Raw genomic sequence first — 15,657 nt, forward strand, 5'->3', positions numbered from 1 at the left:
GCTCTTCCTGTTTAAGCGTCAGCTTCAGGAACGGGCTTTTTCATCGGAGAGTGAACGATGGGTTACAAAGTCGCAGTCGTCGGCGCGACCGGCAATGTCGGACGGGAAATGCTCAACATTCTCGACGAGCGCAAATTTCCCGCGGACGAGGTCGTGGCGCTGGCGTCACGCCGCAGCATCGGCGTCGAAGTCTCCTATGGCGACCGCACCCTGAAGTGCAAGGCGCTCGAGCACTTTGATTTCTCCGATGTCGACATCTGCCTGATGTCGGCGGGCGGCTCGGTGTCGAAGGAATGGTCGCCGAAGATCGGCGCCGCCGGGGCTGTCGTGATCGACAACTCGTCCGCCTGGCGCATGGATCCGGACGTGCCGCTGATCGTGCCGGAGGTGAATGCGGCTGCGACCGAAGGCTTCAAGAAGAAGAACATCATCGCCAACCCGAACTGCTCGACCGCGCAGCTCGTGGTCGCGCTCAAGCCGCTGCACGACAAGGCGACGATCAAGCGCGTCGTGGTCTCGACCTATCAATCGGTGTCGGGCGCCGGCAAGGACGCGATGGACGAGTTGTTCTCGCAGACCAAGGCCGTCTACACCAACAGCGAGATCATCAATAAGAAGTTTCCCGCGCGCATCGCCTTCAACGTCATCCCCCAGATCGACGTCTTCATGGAGGACGGCTACACCAAGGAAGAGTGGAAGATGATGGCGGAGACCAAGAAGATTCTTGATCCCAAGATCAAGCTCTCCGCCACCTGCGTGCGCGTGCCTGTCTTCGTCGGCCATTCCGAGGCCGTCAACATCGAGTTCGAGAATCCGATCAGCGCGGACGAAGCGCGCAACATCCTGCGCACGGCGCCGGGCTGCCTCGTCATCGACAAGCACGAGCCCGGCGGCTACGCGACTCCTTACGAAGCGGCCGGCGAGGACGCGACTTACATCAGCCGCATCCGCGAGGACGCGACGGTGGAGAACGGTCTCGTGCTGTGGTGCGTGTCCGACAATCTTCGCAAGGGCGCAGCCCTCAACGCGATCCAGATCGCGGAAGTGCTGATCAACCGCAAGCTGATCAGCGCGAAGAAGAAGGCGGCGTAACGCACGCTGCCGTAGGGTGGGCAAAGGCGCGAAGCGCTGTGCCCACCATTCTCTCGATTTCGATAAAGGTCGTGGGCACGCTTCGCTTTGCCCACCCTACGAGATCCGTGGTTTAACCCACGCTGCGCGCGTTCTTGAATTCCTTGCTCGCCTTGTCCAGCACGAACAGCGATCCCTCCGCGACGCCGAAATAGGCGCCGTGGGTCTGCATCTGGCCGGCATCGACCGCCTTCCGCACGAATGGGAACGTCATCAGGTTTTCCAGGCTGCGGAACACCGCGGCCTTCTCGATGCGCTCGACGAATTGCGCCATGGTCTCGCGCTCGCGCTGTTCCACCACTTCGCCCGGCTTGATGAACATCTGCATCCATTTGCCGATGAAGTCGCCGGGCGTCAGCGGCTCGATCTTGTCGACGAAGGCGCGGATGCCGCCGCATTGGGCGTGGCCGAGCACCACGATGTGCTTCACCTTCAGCACCGTCACCGCGTATTCCAGCGCGGCCGAGACGCCGTGCGCGTTGCCGTCGGGCTGATACACCGGCACCAGATTGGCGATGTTGCGGACCACGAACAATTCGCCGGGGCCGACGTCGAAGATCACCTCGGGCGAGACGCGGCTGTCGCAGCAGCCGATCACCATCACTTCCGGCGACTGCCCCTTCACCGACAGGTCGCGGTAGCGGGTCTGCTCGGTCGGCAGCCGCTGGGTGGCGAAGGCCCTGTAGCCTTCCAGCAAATGCTCTGGGAATGCGGTCATGGCCTATGCCTAAACATATACCGCCGGGGCGAACAAGCCTTTCGAATAGGCAGGCCAGATGTTATCGCCTGTGGCTGTTTGCTTGAGCATGATCCTTGCCGGAAAACCGCCGCACGCTTTTCCGGATCGTGCTCTACAACCGCCTCAGGAAACCGGAAGGAACGCTTGCATGACCCGCCCGCGCCGCAGCCATCTGTTCATGCCCGGCTCCAACCCCCGCGCGCTGGAGAAAGCGCGTAATCTCGCCGCCGACGGCCTGATCCTCGATCTGGAAGACTCCGTCGCCCCTGAGGCCAAGGCGGTGGCGCGTGACGGCATTGCCGCCGCGATCGCGGCCAAGGGCTTTGGCAAGCGCGAGATCCTGATCCGGACCAACGGCCTCGACACGCCCTGGTGGGCCGACGACGTCGCCATGGCGGCGAAGGCTTCGCCCGATGGCATCCTGGTTCCAAAAGTTTCAAGTATCGAAGATCTCGACATAATCGGCTTCCGTCTCACCGAGCTTGGTGCCGCGCCGACCGTGAAGGTCTGGGCCATGATCGAGACCGCCCGCGCCGTGCTGCATGCCGAGGAACTGGCCGAGGCCGGGCGCGATCCATCGCGGCGTCTGTCCGGCTTCGTGTTCGGTCCCAACGACATCTCGCGCGAGACGCGGATCCGGATGCTGCCGGGCCGCGCCGCGATGATCCCGATGATCACCCACTGCATCCTGGCGACGCGCGCCCATGGCCTCGAGATCCTCGACGGCCCCTACAGCGACATTGCCAACCCCGACGGTTTCGCCACCGAATGCGCGCAAGGCCGCGATCTCGGCTTCGACGGCAAGACGCTGATCCACCCCTCGCAGATCGACGCCTGCAACGCGATCTTCACGCCGCCCGAAGAGGAAGTCGCGCGCGCACGAAAGATCATCGCGGCGTTCGAATTGCCGGAGAACGCCTCGCGCGGCGCGATCCGCCTGGACGGCGCCATGGTGGAGCGCCTGCACGCCGACATGGCAAAGCGCACGATCGCCATCGCGGATGCGATCGCGGCGATGGGGAAGGGCTGAGGGGTGCCCCCGACCCGTTCCGTCCTCCTCGATCTCGACGGAACGCTGGTCGATTCCCGACCGGAAATCGTCGCGAGTTGCTCAGCGGCATTGCGTGCGCTCGGACATGATCCCGGCAACGCCCCCGACATAGCCATCGGGCCGCCGCTCGAAGACATCTTGCGGAGTTTGCTGCAGGCGTACGGGGACAACCGGATCGATGAGGCCGCTGTCGCGTATCGTCGGCACTACGGCGAAATTGGTCTGCTCGGAAGCGAGCCCTATCCCGGAATAAGCGACGCTCTTGCAGAGATGCGACGCGCTGGACTGCGGATCTATCTCGCCACCTCGAAGCGCGAAGTTTTCGCGCGACGAATTCTGGAAAACCTCGATCTCGCGACGCACTTCGACGGCATCTACGGTTCAGTGCCTGACGGCGAGCGGGATCATAAGCCCGAGCTGCTCGCCCATATCCTGTCCGATCAGGATATCTCCCCTTCGCGCAGCCTCATGGTCGGCGATCGCCGCCACGACATCATGGGTGCTCACGCAGTCAAGATGCGCAGCCTCGGCGTGCTCTGGGGATATGGCAGCCGGCACGAGATCGAAACGGCCGGCGCGGACCAATTGGTGGAACGACCTGCCGATCTCTCGCGCATCGTTCTATCCATGTTGAACGGATAGTCGCCATCGCAATTCAGCGCGGCGCAACGTCCGCGCGGTCGAGCGATTCCAGTGTCGCGGCATTGCCGCAATAGCCGTGATAATTCTCCGCGGCAGTGCCGTCGGCGAGATCGCGGTCGCATTGTCCCTTGTGATTGCAGAGCGAGCAGACCCGCTCCATGTCGCGGAGCAGCAGCGGCTGTGCGCGGCCGAGCCCTTCGGCGCTGATGCCGAGCTGTTCGAGCATCTTCGGCAACTCGTCGGCGGCGTGCTTGCCGTGGCGGACCAGTTCCTCGAGATCGTCAGGCGCGATCCGCAGGTCACTCGCGATCCGGTCGAAATCGGCGCGATCGAGCTGCCGCATCTCGTTCAGCTCGCGGCGATGCTTCAGCCAGCTCGCAAAGGAATCGATGAGGTCCTGGACGATGGGATATGGCCTGGTTGCGGTGCTCATGGAAAGCTCCCTTCGGACAGCGGAACTGGAGCGAATTAAGCACAATGATGCAGGGGCGCGTTGCGCTGGATCAAACTGGAAGAGGGCGGGGAAATAGAGCTCGTGTCCCGGACGCGGTGCGGCGCGAAGCGCCGCTCCGCAGAGCCGGGGCACGAGAAACTAGCCGAACCGCTCCGCCGCCCAGGCATACAGGCTGCCCGGAATCGGCTTTTCGCCGCCGCGGCCCTTGGGCGAGATGTGCAGGCCGATGATCTCGGGGCTGGTGACGAGGCCGAGATAGCTCGAGGGATCGAAGAACAGTTTTGGTTCGGCATGCACGGCGTAGAACGACTGCTTCGGCAGCGCGCAAGCGAGCTCACCGGTGCGGCGCGCCAGCGCGGTGAGTGCCGCGGGGCCGAAGATCGCGACGCGGATATCGGAGAGACGGTTCGAGCTGCCGCGCAGGCGGCGCATCATGAAGGTGATGCGATGGCGGACCGACAGCCAGTTCGGCGTCAACTCCTCCTGCTCCATCAGCTCCTCGAAGGCGGCGACGATGCCGTGCCGGGGCGGCAGGTAGATCACGGAATTGCCGAGCTGGCGCGGCCGCTCCCAGGCGAAGTAAGGCTTTGCCGGATCGATCTCGACGGGCTTCAAGAGCAGCACGTCGGCATCGAGCCAGAGGCCGAGATCCTTCGCCATCAGCTTCATGCGGAAGAAGTCGCTGAACTGCAGCGTGGTCCAGTCGCGCCAGCTTCCGTCCGGTTGCGGTGGCCGCAAGCGTTCCGAGAACGCGTGCGGCAGGATCGCTTCGGCGTCTGCGTTTGCGACGCCGGCGGGCAGGCCGGGAATGGTGTCGAAACTATAGACCGTGACCTTGTGGCCGGCAGCGAGCTGCGAGCGCAGACAGGTCTGGCGCAGCGCGTCCATCGGGCCATGCCAGAAGGTGACGATGTCGGGCAGCATGCGGCGAAGCTATTCGGGATAAGCGAGGCAAAGAAAAAGCCCCGGCGCAGTCGGCACCGGGGCTGAATGAAGACGCGAGATCAGGCCCAGGCGCGTTCGCGCTTGAGCTTGTCCTCATAGGTGTCGATCGAGGCCTTCTTCTCCATGGTCAGGCCGATGTCGTCGAGGCCGTTGATCAGGCAGTGCTTGCGGAACGGGTCGATCTCGAACTTGACCTTGCCACCGTCGGGGCCGCGGATCTCCTGGTTCGGCAGGTCGATCGTCAGCGTCGCGTTGGCGCCGCGCTCGGCGTCGTCGAACAGCTTGTCGAGGTCTTCCTGGCTGACGCGGATCGGCAGAATGCCGTTCTTGAAGCAGTTGTTGTAGAAGATGTCGCCGAACGAGGTCGAGATCACGCAGCGGATGCCGAAGTCGAGCAGCGCCCAGGGCGCGTGCTCGCGGCTCGAGCCGCAGCCGAAATTGTCGCCGGCGACCAGCACCTTCGCATTGCGATAGGCGGGCTGATTGAGGACGAAATCCGGATTCTCGCTGCCGTCGTCCTTGTAGCGCTGCTCGGAGAACAGTCCCTTGCCAAGGCCGGTACGCTTGATGGTCTTGAGGTACTGCTTCGGAATGATCATGTCGGTGTCGACATTGATGATCTTCAGCGGCGCCGCGACGCCTTCCAGCGTGGTGAACTTGTCCATGGTTGCGCTTTCCCGGATGGGTCTAGGGGAACAGGTATTTATCGTGATCGGGGCGGGAATCCTAGGCCGAATTCGGCAGGTCTAGTCTGCTTGGCGTGATCAAGCCACGGAGAAGGTGCGCTCCCTACTCCGCCCGCGCCTCAATCGCCGCCATATCGTCGTCCGAAAGACCAAAATGGTGGCCGATCTCGTGGATCAGGACGTGGCGGACGATGTGGCCGAGGCTTTCGTCGTGCTCGGCCCAGTAATCCAGGATCGGCCGGCGGTAGAGCCAGACCATGTTGGGCAGCCGCGCCACGTCGCCAAGGCTCTGCTGCGGCAGGCCGACGCCCTGGAACAGGCCGAGCAGGTCGAACTCGCTCTCGCATTCCATCTCGTCCAGGACCTCCTCGGTCGGGAAGTCGTCGACGCGGAGGATCACGCCCTCGCACAGCCTGCGAAACTCCGCCGGCAGGCGCTCGAAGATCTCGTGCGCCGTCGCTTCCATCTCGGCCAGTGAGGGCGCTTTCAATTCCGTCCACATGGGGCTGTCTTAGCGCGGGTTTCCCGCTGATGCATCCCGCTTTATAAAGCGCGGCGAGGTTGACGGGCGCCGTCAAAACGGGGAGCGTGGGCCTCGAACGGGACGTTTCAGGTGGGCGGAAAAATGCGAGCGAAAACAGCGCTGACGCTACTGTGCATGGGGTTGTTTTCGCAGTTTTGCGGTGACGCGGAGGCCCAGAGCGCGGCCCCCGGGGTCAGGCTGGCGCAGGCGGCCTCGCCGGACGACATCCCACCGCCGCGCAAGCGCCCGCCCCCGCGCCTGCGCGTCACGCCCTACTACAGCCCTGACGGCGTCTACCCGCGCTACAATCCCGGTCCCAATGCGGTCCGCGAATGCAATGCGACCTATGTGCAGGAATTCCGGCCGAGCGGCACCGTGATCGTGCCGCGTGTGAGCTGCTATTGGCGCCCCGGCTAATGCCGGTTCAACGCCGGTGCGCGACGGGGGGCCTCGAGGGGTGGCCATGGCGAGATGGGTTGCATGGGCCGTTGCCGCCGCGCTGGCCGCGGGCCTGCCTTGCGCGTCCGCAGCACCGAGGGTGACGGTTCCGGAGGCCTCGGCGGGGATCGCAATGTTCGATGTGCGACGGCCTGCGCGGACCTACGTCGTAGGGCATGCCGTGCGCCGTGATCCGCGCTATTACGCGCGGCCCGTCCACTACCGTCCCTATCCTTACCGCGTGCCCGCCCCCTTCGTGTTCGGCTACGGGCCATTCTGGTGACGCGCTAGCCGGCGGGCGCAAATCCCTTGACCAGCAGCACGGTCGCCTGCGCGCCCGCCTTGCGGTCGCGCGAGATCTCCTCGTAGTCGGGCGAGTTCGAGAAGGCGAGGAAGGCGGCCTCGTCGGGAAACGACATCATGACGAGCTTGTCGTGCGGCCACGCCCCCTCGAGCACGCGCGGCTGCTCGTCGGCGGCGAGCAGCCGTCCATTGAACTTCCTGAACACATCGAAGAATCGCGCCTGGTAGCGGTCATAGGCCGCGCGGTCCGTCATTTTCAGCTGCGCGATTGCGTAGACGGTCATCTTCCAAACTCCTCTCGTCGCGGCACCGCGTCGCATCGCAATTTGCCGGCCTCGTTCATTCATGGCGCGTTCACATCGCTATCCGCAATTTAATCCCGGGAGCGACTGCGATTGAACAGGGATGACGCGGGCCGGGAACGAGCATCGCCACTCCGCTGTCCAGATTCAGGGAGGAGTCCATGCTGAGGAGTTTGGGTCTCAGGGCAGGCCCGATGCGCCTGCTCGGGATTGCGGCCGCCACGACGCTGATGCTGTCGGCCGGAACCGCGCGTCGTGCTGAAGCGCTGAGCTTGATCAATCCGGCGACGTCACCTGCGACGAAGGCCGCGGCCGACGACCTCGTCACGCAGGTTCGCCACGGCGGCGGCGGACATGGCGGTGGCGGGCATTTTCACGGTGGTGGAGGCTTCCGCGGTGGCGGAGGACATATCGGCGGTTTCCGCGGCGGTGGATTCCATGGCGGCCATATCGGCGGCTTCCGCGCCGCACCGGCCTTCCATGGCGGCTATCGCTATGGCGGCGTTCACCGCTACGGCGGATTTCATCGCTACGGGATCTATCGGCCTCACTACGGCCATCGCCACTTCCACCGGCGCTATTATGTCGGCGGCTATTATCCCTACTACCATTATCCGCGCCGCTGCCGGGTCATCTGGACCTATTACGGCCCGCGCCGCATCTGCCGCTGGCATCGCTGGCACCATCCGTATCGGTATTGGTAAGCACGATCGAAGCGAAAAGGGCGCCTTAGCGGCGCCCTTTGTTTATCCGGTGGCCTAGAGCCAATCCTTCAGCTTCCACGATGCTGACTTCCACCGCATCAGGGTCTCGACCTTCCACTGCTTGAACATCGCGGGCGGCCAGCGGCTGAGCTTCGAGGTCTCCTCGACCTCGGGCTTGGCGACGATGTGCGAGCGTGGCGCGCGCCGGCGGTGCTGGCGCGTGGCCTCGCCGATCAGGTCGACATATTCAGGCTTGTTGGCCATGGCGCGCGTCCTCGCGAAAACCTCGCGAGGACGAGAGTGTCAGGCGATCGTTTAACGGCGGTTTGCCGCGATCGCTACAATTGCAGGGACCGGCTTAGCGCCAGTCCCTGACGTCGACGAAATGACCCGCGATCGCCGCCGCTGCCGCCATCGCCGGCGACACCAGATGGGTGCGGCCCTTGAAGCCCTGGCGTCCTTCGAAGTTACGGTTCGAGGTCGAGGCGCAGCGCTCTTCCGGGGCCAGCTTGTCCGGGTTCATGGCGAGGCACATCGAGCAACCGGGCTCGCGCCATTCGAAGCCGGCCTTGATGAAGATCTTGTCCAGACCCTCGGCTTCGGCCTGCTCCTTCACGAGGCCGGAGCCCGGCACGACCATGGCGTTGACATGCGCTGAGACGGTCTTGCCTTCGGCAATCTTCGCCGCCGCGCGTAAATCCTCGATGCGGCCATTGGTGCAGGAGCCGATGAAGATGCGGTCGACCTTGATGTCGGTGATCTTCGTTCCCGCGGTCAGGCCCATGTACTTCAGCGCGCGGTGCTTGGAGAGACGCTTGGCCTCGTCCGCGATCTTGTCGGGGTCGGGCACGATGCCGGTCACGGAGATGACGTCCTCAGGGCTGGTGCCCCAGGTCACGATCGGCGGCAGCTTGGCGGCATCGAGGCGCAGCTCGCTGTCGAAATGCGCGCCCTCGTCGGAGCGCAGCTTCTCCCAGTAGCGCATCGCCGCGTCCCAGTCCGCGCCCTTCGGCGCCTTGGGGCGGCCACGCAGGAAGTCGAACGCCTTCTGGTCGGGCGCGACCAGGCCGGCGCGCGCGCCGCCTTCGATCGACATGTTGCAGACCGTCATGCGGCCTTCCATGCTGAGCGCGCTGATGGCGTCGCCGGCGTATTCCAACACGTAGCCGGTGCCGCCCGCGGTGCCGATCTCGCCGATGATGGCGAGGATGATGTCCTTGCCCGTCACGCCGTCGGGCAATTTGCCGTCGACGGTGACGCGCATGTTCTTCGCCTTCTTCTGGATCAGCGTCTGCGTCGCCAGAACGTGCTCGACCTCGGAAGTGCCGATGCCGTGCGCGAGCGCGCCGAACGCGCCATGCGTCGAGGTGTGGCTGTCACCGCAGACGATGGTGGTGCCGGGCAGGGTAAAACCCTGCTCGGGGCCGATGACGTGGACGACGCCCTGGCGCTTGTCGAACTCGTTGTAATATTCGATGCCGAATTCCTTGGCGTTCTCGGCCAGCGCCTTGATCTGCTCGATGCTTTCAGGATCGGGATTCGGCTTGGTGCGATCGGTGGTCGGCACGTTGTGGTCGACGACGGCGAGCGTCTTTTCCGGCGAGTGGACCTTGCGGCCGGTGGCGCGCAGGCCTTCGAACGCCTGCGGCGAGGTCACCTCGTGCACCAGGTGGCGATCGATATAGAGCAGGCAGGTGCCGTCCTCGGCCTCGTGCACCAGATGGTCGTTCCAGATCTTGTCGTACAATGTGGTCGGCTTGGACATGAGCTTGAGCTCCGAAAGAATGTTGTGTCAGCGGATGGGCGCGCGCGGCGCGCGGGCAACAAAATCGTCAGCGCAGCTTTTAGGCTGCGCGGCTAAGCTCTGACGTTGCCGAGGTCGCGAAGCGTCCGAAGAACCGGCCGGGCAGCCGCGAGCGATCGTCGATGACGATGCGCTTGACGGGGGCGAGGCTGGTCGGATCTGGAAACATTCTAGAAGCTATATAGCACGCAGCGGTAAAAGCGCGAGGGCTTCAAGTTCGTGATTGCAAGCCACCGGGTCCGCGCGGAGCGCGGCCCGGTGACAGGCTCCGCGAAGCAATCCAGAAATGCATCTACGGGGGCAGTCTGGATTGCTTCGTCGCAAGGGCTCCTCGCAACGACGGTGGCCAAACAAAAAAGCGCGGAGCCGAGCCCCGCGCTTCTCGAAAACTTGCCTGATGGCGGACCTTACTCGTTGACGGCCTTGGCGTGCTCAGTCTTCTCGACGATGCGGGCCGACTTGCCGCGAAGGCTGCGGAGGTAATAGAGCTTGGCGCGACGCACCTTGCCGCGGCGCACCACCTTGATCGAGTCGATCATCGGCGACATCACCGGGAACACGCGCTCCACGCCCTCGCCGTAGGAGATCTTGCGGACGGTGAAGCTCTCGTTGAGCCCACCGCCGGAACGGCCGATGCAGACGCCTTCATAGGCCTGCACGCGGGTGCGGTCGCCTTCGACGACCTTCACGTTGACGATCACGGTGTCGCCGGGGCCGAATTCCGGAATGTCCTTGCCGGCGGACAGCTTGTCGAATTGCTCTTGCTCGAGCTGTTGGATCAGGTTCATGGGTAAATCTCCATCGGCGCGCCCAGCCGCAGATCGGGGGCTGCGCGAAATTCGTCTATCCAGCTATTGCGGATGTGGCCGCTCCTATAAGGCAAGCCGGAGCGTTTGTCACCCGTCTGTCTTGTTTTTTGGCGTTTTTTGGCGTCCGGCCCGATTCGGGGGCTTGGGTGGGATCTGGGCCCACAAATCCGGCCGCTGGGCCGCCGTCAGCGCCTCGGATTGCGCCCGCCGCCAGCTGGCCACCTTGGCATGGTCGCCGGAGGTCAGGATCTCCGGGATCGGCATCCCCTCGAACAGCTGCGGCCGGGTGTATTGGGGGTACTCCAAAAGGCCATCAGAGAAGCTTTCCTCGGTTCCCGAGGCCTCCTTGCCCATCACGCCCGGCAGCAGCCGCACACAGGCGTCGATCAGCGCCAAAGCGGCGATTTCGCCCCCGGACAGCACGTAATCCCCGATCGAGACCTCCTCCAGGCCCCGCCCGTCGATCACCCGCTGGTCGATCCCCTCAAAGCGCCCGCAGACGATCAGGGGGCCGGGGCCCCGGGCGAGCTCTGTGACGCGAGCCTGGGTCAATGGCCGACCCCTCGGGCTCATCAGCAGCCGCGGCCGCTCAGGGCCGATCTCTGCGGCATCGATCGCCGCGGCCAGAACATCCGCCCGCAGCACCATGCCCGGCCCGCCGCCGGCGGGGGTGTCGTCGACGCTGCGGTGGCGGTCGGTGGCGGACGCCCTGATATCCCGCGCCTCGATCTCCCACAGCCCGGACGCCAGCGCCCGGCCGGCCAGGCTCACGCCGAGCGGCCCCGGAAACATCTCCGGAAACAGCGTCAGCACCGTCGCGCGCCAGGGTGAGGGGGTTGTCATCGGATCTCAATTCTCGTCGTCCCGGACAAGCGCAGCGCAGATTCGGGACCCATAACCACCGCAGCCAGTTTTGCGATGGCTGGAGCCATCAGCTTAGCCAAAAACCACGGCCTGTGGTTATGGGTCCCCGCGTTCGCGGGGACGACTCGTGGAGGGATCATTGTCCTCGCCCTCGACCTCCTGCGGCAGCGCGATCACGACACGGCCGCCTTGGAGGTCGACCTCCGGCACCACCGCGTTCGTGAACGGCAGCAGCAGCGTCGTGCCTTTCGGCGGGGCGATTTCGATGATGTCGCCGGCGCCGAAATTATGGATCGCGAGCACGCGGCCGAGCGCATCGCCTTCCGTGGTGACGGCGGCGAGCCCGATCAGATCGGTGTGGTAATATTCGTCGTCGTCGGTCGCGGGCAGTTTTTCGCGCGCGACGTAGAGTTCGATGCCGTTGAGGCGCTCGGCCTCATCGCGGGTCGCGACGCCCTTGAACGTCGCGACCAGATGATCTTTGGCCTCGCGCGCCGTCGCGACCTCGAACTGGCGCTTGCCGTCCTTGGACAGCAAGGGACCGTAGCGCCTGACGGCAAAGGGATCCTCGGTGAAGGTCCACAATTTGACCGCACCGCGCACACCATGCGCGGCGCCGATCCGCGCGACGCAGACCAGCGCCGACATGATCTAGCCTTAGCCCTTCGCGGCGGCTTCGGCCTGCGCCTTGCGCTCCTTGCGCGGCACGGCCTTCTCGGGGTTGTTGCGCGCTTCGCGCTTCTTGACGCCGGCAGCATCGAGGAAACGCGCCACGCGGTCGGACGGCTGCGCGCCCTTGGCGAGCCAGGCCTTCACCTTGTCCATGTCGAGCTTCAGGCGGGTCTCGTTGTCCTTCGGCAGCAGCGGGTTGAAATAGCCGAGACGCTCGATGAAGCGGCCATCGCGCGGGAAGCGCGAATCGGCGACGACGACGTGATAGACGGGGCGCTTCTTGGTGCCTGCGCGGGCGAGGCGGATAACGACGGACATCTAGTTCTCCTTCAAAGTACAGTTTGTTCGGTTGATTGGTATTTTCGCGCCGCGCGGGACCGTGCGATCCCTCGTGACGAATTCCTCATTTCTTCTTGCCGGGAAAACCGCCGAGGCCCGGCAGCATCGGCTTGCCGCTGAGGCCCGTGAGCCCCGGCACATTCGGCAGGCCCTGACGCAAGCCGGCCGGCAAATCCTTCGGGAGGCTCGGCAGACCCTGTCCGCCGCCGCTCTGCATCTTCTCCTGCAGCGCCTTCATCTCTTCCGGCGAGGGCGGCTTCATGCCGCCGCCGAAGCCCATGGCCTGCGCGATGCCGGAGAGCGGGCCGCGCTTGCCCGAGCCCATGGCCTTCATCACATCAGCCATGTTCCGGTGCATCTTGAGCAGCTTGTTGACCTGCTCGACGCTCTGGCCGGACCCTGCAGCGATACGCTTCTTGCGGCTGGCCTTGAGCAAATCGGGATGACGGCGCTCGTCGCGCGTCATGGAATCGATCACCGCGACCTGGCGCTTCAGGATCTTGTCGTCGATCCCGGCGGCGGCGATCTGGTTCTTCATCTTGGCGATGCCGGGCATCATGCCCATCAGCCCGCTGATGCCGCCCATGCTGGCCATCTGCAGCAGCTGCTCGCGCATGTCGTTGAGGTCGAACTGACCCTTGCGCATGCGCTCGGCGGTGCGCGCGGCCTTCTCGGCGTCGATATTGGCGGCAGCGCGCTCGACCAGCGAGACCACGTCGCCCATGCCGAGGATGCGGCCGGCGATACGATCGGGGTGGAAATCTTCCAGCGCGTCGGTCTTTTCACCGGTGCCGATCAGCTTGATCGGCTTGCCGGTCACCGCGCGCATCGACAGCGCGGCGCCGCCGCGGCCGTCGCCGTCGACGCGGGTCAGCACGATGCCGGTGAGGCCGACGCGCTGATCGAACGCGCGCGCGAGGTTCACCGCGTCCTGGCCGGTGAGGCTGTCCGCGACCAGCAGCACTTCGTGCGGATTGGCCGCGGCTTTGATCGCCGCCGCTTCCGCCATCATGTCTTCGTCGAGCGTGGTGCGGCCGGCGGTGTCGAGCAGCACGATGTCGTAGCCGCCGAGCTTGCCGGCTTCCAGCGCGCGCTTGGCAATCTGCGGCGGCTGCTGTCCCGCCACGATCGGCAGCGTCGGAATGTCGAGGTCGCGGCCGAGCACGGCCAGCTGCTCCATCGCCGCCGGGCGATAGACGTCGAGCGAGGCCATCAGCACCTTGCGCTTGTCGCGCTGGACCAGGCGGCGGGCGAGCTTGGCGGTGGTGGTGGTTTTACCGGAGCCTTGCAGGCCGACCATCATGATCGGCACCGGCGGCACGGAATTGACGTCGATGGTCTGGCTTTCGGCGCCGAGCGTGTTGATCAGCTCGTCATGGACGATCTTGACGACCATCTGGCCGGGGGTGACCGACTTGACGACGGTGGCGCCGATCGCCTGCTCGCGGACGCGCTCGGTGAAGCTGCGAACCACCTCGAGCGCGACGTCGGCCTCCAGCAGCGCGCGGCGCACCTCGCGCATCGCGGCGTCGACGTCCTTTTCGGTCAGCGCACCGCGCCCCGTCAGACGATCGAGAATGCCACCAAGCCGTTCCGACAGATTGTCGAACAATGCCGTTGTCCTTTGTCCTGCTCGCGCAGGGTTGCCGCCTTCACCGCTGTCATGCCCCGCGCAGGCGGGGCATCCAGTACGCCGCGGCACCTCGATTCCAGCCGAGCTGCCTCTGGGATACTGGATCGCCCGATCAAGTCGGGCGATGACCGCTTCCTTGGCAGACGATCTTCCAAACACCTTCACGCCCGAGGGCGCACAGCGCTGTCGGGCGTTGACCTCCGGCCTCGAGGACCAGTCGGCGGGTCGAAAAGAAAGCCTTTCCGAGAAAGTGGCGGGGTTAAACGCCGCTCACGCCCAAAAGTCAAGGAAAGTTAGGGTGCCGGGGCGGCTTTGCCAGGGTAAGATCCTGAAAACAGGTCCCTTTTGGCGACCGGTTCCTTTTCCTTCGGGCCCGCCCATATAGGAGGTGATGACTTACCTCCGCCACCAGTCTTGAAGCCAGCCTGTGCCGATCACCCGCCGCCGCGTTTTCGGGCTGCTCGCCGGGGCCGGCGCCCTGGTCGGTCTCCCGTCCCTCTGGATGTCCCGCATGAAAACCTACGACGGTCCCGCCTCCGACCATTTCGACGGCCTGAACTTCTTCGATCCGGACGGCGCGCCGCCGAAATCGCTTCGCGAGGTGCTGCGTTGGCAGTTCAGCGGCAAGCGGCAGCGCGCCACCTGGCCCGACTGGGCGCCCAGCCCCCATGCCGACACCCCGCCGGAGCGGGTCGATGGCGACAAGGTGCGGCTGTCCTTCGTCGGCCATGCCAGCTGGCTGATCCAGACCGGCGGCCTCAATATCCTGGTCGATCCCGTCTGGTCGACGCGGGTCTCGCCGGTCGCCTGGGCCGGGCCGAAGCGGCACAACGATCCCGGCATCGCCTTCGAGAAGCTGCCGAAGATCGATGTCGTGCTGGTCTCGCACGGCCATTACGACCATCTCGACATCGCGACGCTGTCGCGGCTCACCAAGAATTTTGCCCCGCGCGTGGTCACCCCGCTCGGCAACGACGTGACGATGCGCAGCTGGGATTCCACGATCAAGGTGGAGGCATTCGACTGGCATGATCGCGTCGAGCTCGGCGGCGGCATCGCCGTGCATCTGGTGCCGACCCGGCATTGGACGGCGCGCGGCATGTTCGACCGCAACAAGGCGCTGTGGGCGAGTTTTGTGCTGGAGACGCCGGCGGGGAAAATCTACGTCGTCTGCGATTCCGGTTACGGCGACGGCCGGCACTTTCGCCGTGTCGCCGAGAGGCACGGCAAGCTGCGTCTCGCGATCCTCCCCATCGGCGCCTACGAGCCGCGCTGGTTCATGCGCGACCAGCACATGAATCCGGAGGACGCCGTGAAGGCGCTAGGAGATTGCGGCGCCGACGCCGCGCTCGGGCATCATCACGGCACGTTCCAGCTGACGGATGAAGCGATCGATGCGCCGGCCAAGGCGCTGGTGGATGCGCTCGATGCGGCGCAGATTCCGCAGCAGCGGTTCGTGGCGATGAAGCCGGGGCAGGTGGTGGAGATTTAGGTCTCTCCGCGCCCACAGCTCGTGCCCCGGACGCAGCGCAGCACGTAGTGGTGCGCTGCTGAGCCGGGGCCCATGTTGCCGTACATCCCGTGTTGCTTTCTGGGTCCCGGCTCTGCGCAGCATCGC

General features: G+C 65.0%; 20 protein-coding genes. 7 read left to right on the forward strand and 13 right to left on the reverse strand.

Annotated elements, in window-relative coordinates:
• The first annotated feature begins 57 nt into the window (after nt 1-57).
• On the forward strand, nt 58-1,092 hold the full coding sequence (locus AABA84_RS21560) for an aspartate-semialdehyde dehydrogenase (RefSeq protein WP_338313038.1): 1,035 nt from the start codon (nt 58-60) through the stop codon (nt 1,090-1,092).
• Between the two features lie 112 nt (nt 1,093-1,204).
• Here AABA84_RS21560 and AABA84_RS21565 read toward each other — a convergent pair whose 3' ends face one another.
• On the reverse strand, nt 1,205-1,849 hold the full coding sequence (locus AABA84_RS21565; protein WP_212252157.1) for a carbonic anhydrase: 645 nt from the start codon (nt 1,847-1,849) through the stop codon (nt 1,205-1,207).
• Between the two features lie 169 nt (nt 1,850-2,018).
• Between AABA84_RS21565 and AABA84_RS21570 the strand changes: the two genes are divergently transcribed.
• Nucleotides 2,019-2,900: an HpcH/HpaI aldolase/citrate lyase family protein gene (locus tag AABA84_RS21570; RefSeq protein WP_212252159.1), complete on the forward strand. Its 882-nt coding sequence runs from the start codon at nt 2,019-2,021 to the stop codon at nt 2,898-2,900.
• Nucleotides 2,901-2,903: 3 nt separating this feature from the next.
• Nucleotides 2,904-3,563 carry an HAD hydrolase-like protein gene (locus AABA84_RS21575; RefSeq protein ID WP_338313040.1) on the forward strand — a complete coding sequence of 220 codons (660 nt, stop codon included), beginning with the start codon at nt 2,904-2,906 and terminating at the stop codon, nt 3,561-3,563.
• A 13-nt stretch (nt 3,564-3,576) separates the two neighbouring features.
• Here the strand turns inward: AABA84_RS21575 and AABA84_RS21580 are convergent, their stop codons facing one another.
• The 4 genes from AABA84_RS21580 to AABA84_RS21595 form a co-directional block, all read right to left on the reverse strand.
• Nucleotides 3,577-3,996, reverse strand: coding sequence for a hypothetical protein (locus AABA84_RS21580; protein WP_212252163.1), 420 nt, complete (start codon nt 3,994-3,996; stop codon nt 3,577-3,579).
• Between the two features lie 159 nt (nt 3,997-4,155).
• Complete coding sequence (locus AABA84_RS21585) at nt 4,156-4,941, reverse strand: hypothetical protein (protein ID WP_338313042.1); 786 nt, start codon at nt 4,939-4,941, stop codon at nt 4,156-4,158.
• A gap of 80 nt (nt 4,942-5,021) precedes the next feature.
• Entirely contained in the window at nt 5,022-5,627 is a 606-nt protein-coding gene (leuD, locus tag AABA84_RS21590; RefSeq protein WP_008539074.1) for a 3-isopropylmalate dehydratase small subunit, read from the reverse strand.
• A gap of 124 nt (nt 5,628-5,751) precedes the next feature.
• Complete coding sequence (locus tag AABA84_RS21595) at nt 5,752-6,150, reverse strand: metallopeptidase family protein (protein WP_338313043.1); 399 nt, start codon at nt 6,148-6,150, stop codon at nt 5,752-5,754.
• Between the two features lie 156 nt (nt 6,151-6,306).
• Here AABA84_RS21595 and AABA84_RS21600 point away from each other — a divergent pair, with 156 nt between their 5' ends.
• Both AABA84_RS21600 and AABA84_RS21605 read left to right on the forward strand, forming a co-directional pair.
• Nucleotides 6,307-6,588: a hypothetical protein gene (locus AABA84_RS21600; RefSeq protein WP_338313163.1), complete on the forward strand. Its 282-nt coding sequence runs from the start codon at nt 6,307-6,309 to the stop codon at nt 6,586-6,588.
• A gap of 46 nt (nt 6,589-6,634) precedes the next feature.
• Entirely contained in the window at nt 6,635-6,892 is a 258-nt protein-coding gene (locus AABA84_RS21605) for a hypothetical protein (RefSeq protein WP_212252168.1), read from the forward strand.
• Between the two features lie 4 nt (nt 6,893-6,896).
• Here the strand turns inward: AABA84_RS21605 and AABA84_RS21610 are convergent, their stop codons facing one another.
• Nucleotides 6,897-7,196 (reverse strand): DUF1330 domain-containing protein, encoded by a 300-nt coding sequence (locus AABA84_RS21610; RefSeq protein ID WP_212252170.1) that lies wholly within the window; start codon nt 7,194-7,196, stop codon nt 6,897-6,899.
• A 179-nt stretch (nt 7,197-7,375) separates the two neighbouring features.
• On the opposite strand from AABA84_RS21610, the gene AABA84_RS21615 reads away from it, so the two are divergent.
• On the forward strand, nt 7,376-7,918 hold the full coding sequence (locus AABA84_RS21615; protein WP_212252172.1) for a hypothetical protein: 543 nt from the start codon (nt 7,376-7,378) through the stop codon (nt 7,916-7,918).
• Nucleotides 7,919-7,972: 54 nt separating this feature from the next.
• Here AABA84_RS21615 and AABA84_RS21620 read toward each other — a convergent pair whose 3' ends face one another.
• The 7 genes from AABA84_RS21620 to ffh all read right to left on the reverse strand — a co-directional run bounded on the left by AABA84_RS21620 (nt 7,973) and on the right by ffh (nt 14,018).
• A complete protein-coding gene (locus AABA84_RS21620) occupies nt 7,973-8,182 on the reverse strand; it encodes a hypothetical protein (protein ID WP_212252174.1) in 210 nt (69 codons plus the stop codon).
• Nucleotides 8,183-8,276: 94 nt separating this feature from the next.
• A complete protein-coding gene (leuC, locus tag AABA84_RS21625) occupies nt 8,277-9,683 on the reverse strand; it encodes a 3-isopropylmalate dehydratase large subunit (protein WP_212252176.1) in 1,407 nt (468 codons plus the stop codon).
• 446 nt (nt 9,684-10,129) lie between these two features.
• The gene (gene rplS, locus AABA84_RS21630) at nt 10,130-10,510 is read right to left on the reverse strand and encodes a 50S ribosomal protein L19 (protein WP_212252178.1); all 381 of its coding nucleotides are present in this window, start codon (nt 10,508-10,510) and stop codon (nt 10,130-10,132) included.
• Nucleotides 10,511-10,618: 108 nt separating this feature from the next.
• The gene (gene trmD / locus AABA84_RS21635) at nt 10,619-11,374 is read right to left on the reverse strand and encodes a tRNA (guanosine(37)-N1)-methyltransferase TrmD (RefSeq protein ID WP_212252181.1); all 756 of its coding nucleotides are present in this window, start codon (nt 11,372-11,374) and stop codon (nt 10,619-10,621) included.
• 117 nt (nt 11,375-11,491) lie between these two features.
• Nucleotides 11,492-12,043: a ribosome maturation factor RimM gene (gene rimM, locus AABA84_RS21640; RefSeq protein ID WP_212252183.1), complete on the reverse strand. Its 552-nt coding sequence runs from the start codon at nt 12,041-12,043 to the stop codon at nt 11,492-11,494.
• Nucleotides 12,044-12,052: 9 nt separating this feature from the next.
• Entirely contained in the window at nt 12,053-12,385 is a 333-nt protein-coding gene (gene rpsP, locus AABA84_RS21645) for a 30S ribosomal protein S16 (RefSeq protein WP_008133080.1), read from the reverse strand.
• A gap of 85 nt (nt 12,386-12,470) precedes the next feature.
• Complete coding sequence (gene ffh, locus AABA84_RS21650; protein ID WP_338313046.1) at nt 12,471-14,018, reverse strand: signal recognition particle protein; 1,548 nt, start codon at nt 14,016-14,018, stop codon at nt 12,471-12,473.
• A gap of 448 nt (nt 14,019-14,466) precedes the next feature.
• On the opposite strand from ffh, the gene AABA84_RS21655 reads away from it, so the two are divergent.
• Complete coding sequence (locus AABA84_RS21655) at nt 14,467-15,531, forward strand: MBL fold metallo-hydrolase (protein WP_212252185.1); 1,065 nt, start codon at nt 14,467-14,469, stop codon at nt 15,529-15,531.
• Nucleotides 15,532-15,657 lie beyond the last annotated feature (126 nt).

Origin of the sequence: Bradyrhizobium sp. TM239 (assembly GCF_036247985.1) — a bacterium.
GTDB classification, from domain to species: domain Bacteria; phylum Pseudomonadota; class Alphaproteobacteria; order Rhizobiales; family Xanthobacteraceae; genus Bradyrhizobium; species Bradyrhizobium ottawaense.